Source organism: Anaerostipes stercorihominis, assembly GCF_057535655.1.
On sequence record NZ_BAAJCL010000028.1, the window covers coordinates 1 to 2,403 of the forward strand.

General features: G+C 51.9%; 1 rRNA gene. It reads right to left on the bottom strand.

Features of this window, described 5'->3' with window-relative positions:
* A 23S ribosomal RNA gene (locus AC27EF_RS13530) occupies nt 1–2,403 on the bottom strand; the annotation flags it as partial.

Below are 2,403 nucleotides of genomic sequence, written 5' to 3' on the forward strand. Positions count from 1 at the left end.
GACCGAACTGTCTCACGACGTTCTGAACCCAGCTCGCGTACCGCTTTAATGGGCGAACAGCCCAACCCTTGGAACCTGCTACAGCTCCAGGATGCGATGAGCCGACATCGAGGTGCCAAACCACTCCGTCGATGTGAACTCTTGGGAGTGATAAGCCTGTTATCCCCAGGGTAGCTTTTATCCGTTGAGCGATGGCAATCCCACTTTATACCACCGGATCACTAAGTCCTACTTTCGTACCTGCTCCACCCGTCGGTGTCGCAGTCAAGCTCCCTTCTGCCTTTGCACTCTTCGAATGGTTTCCAACCATTCTGAGGGAACCTTTGAGCGCCTCCGATACCCTTTCGGAGGCGACCGCCCCAGTCAAACTCCCCGCCTGACATTGTCCCCCGACCGGTTCACGGCCGCAGGTTAGAAATCCAACATGGTAAGGGTGGTATCCCAACAGCGACTCCGGTACAACTGACGTCATACCTTCTTCGTCTCCCACCTATCCTGTACATACCATGCCGAATCCCAGTATCAAACTGGAGTAAAGCTCCATGGGGTCTTTCCGTCCTGGCGCAGGTAACCAGCATCTTCACTGGTAGTTCAATTTCACCGGGTGTGTTGTTGAGACAGTGCCCAAATCATTACGCCTTTCGTGCGGGTCGGAACTTACCCGACAAGGAATTTCGCTACCTTAGGACCGTTATAGTTACGGCCGCCGTTTACTGGGGCTTAAGTTCAAAGCTTCGCGCTAAATCGCTAACCTCTCCCCTTAACCTTCCAGCACCGGGCAGGCGTCAGCCCATATACTTCACCTTTCGGTTTTGCATAGACCTGTGTTTTTGCTAAACAGTTGCTTGGGCCATTTCTCTGCGGCCTATCGCTAGGCACTCCTTCTCCCGAAGTTACGGAGTCATTTTGCCGAGTTCCTTAACAACACTTCTCCCGTCGGCCTTAGGATTCTCTCCTCATCCACCTGTGTCGGTTTACGGTACGGGCACATAGAAAACAATAGCGGCTTTTCTTGACAGCCAGGGGCCTGGACTTCCCTACTTCTGTTCGGTCCGCTTCACGCCTTTGGATTGCCTGACGGTTTTTCCTGTCAGACTCCTACTTCGCTTGCTCCGGGTTCTCCATCCCCGGATTCCATTCCCTGTCTGTGTCCCCACAGTTCTGTTTCTATGCGGTACAGGAATTTCAACCTGTTATCCATCGACTACGGCTCTCGCCCTCGCCTTAGGTCCCGACTTACCCAGAGCAGATCAGCTTTACTCTGGAAACCTTAGATATTCGGCCTGAAGGATTCTCACCTTCATCTCGCTACTCATTCCGGCATTCTCTCTTCTTACCAGTCCACCACTCCTTCCGGTATGGCTTCATCCCGGTAACAATGCTCCTCTACCAATACTCTCGTATTCCTAAGCTTCGGTGTCGTGTTTTAGCCCCGGACATTTTCGGCGCAGGGACTCTCGACTAGTGAGCTATTACGCACTCTTTCAATGCATGGCTGCTTCTAAGCCAACGTCCTAGTTGTCTTAGAATCCCCACATCCTTTTCCACTTAACACGTACTTTGGGACCTTAGCTGTAGGTCTGGGCTCTTTCCCTTTTGACCATCCAACTTATCTCGTATGGTCTGACTCCCATGAATCATCTTGATGGCATTCGGAGTTTGATATGCTTTGGTAAGCTTTGACGCCCCCTAGGCAATTCAGTGCTCTACCTCCATAAGACTCTCATGAGGCTAGCCCTAAAGCTATTTCGAGGAGAACCAGCTATCTCCGGGTTCGATTGGAATTTCTCCGCTATCCACACCTCATCCCCACCCTTTTCAACGGATGTGGGTTCGGTCCTCCACTTCCTCTTACGGAAGCTTCAACCTGGACATGGATAGGTCACCCGGTTTCGGGTCTACCCTCACTGACTTTCTCGCGCTCTTAACGCTTGCTTTCACTTCGGCTCCAGACCTTAAGTCCTTAACCTTGCCAGTACGGGTAACTCGCCGGACCGTTCTACAAAAAGTACGCAGTTCCCCATAGAAAGGGGTTCCACAGCTTGTAGACACAGGGTTTCAGGTTCTCTTTCACTCCCCTCCCGGGGTACTTTTCACCTTTCCTTCACAGTACTATGCGCTATCGGTCACTAAGAAGTATTTAGCCTTACGGGGTGGTCCCCGCTCCTTCAGACAAGGTTTCTCGTGTCTCGTCCTACTCTGGATCCTGCTGGGTGACTTGGGATTTCGGATACGGGGCTTTCACCCTCTCTGGCGGACCTTCCCAGATCCTTCTCCTATCTTACGTCTGCCGTATTGCAGTCCGAACCCCGAAATGCACGCATCTCGGTTTGGGCTCCTTCCATTTCGCTCGCCGCTACTTTGGAAATCGATGTTTCTTTCTCTTCCTCCGGGTACTTAGAT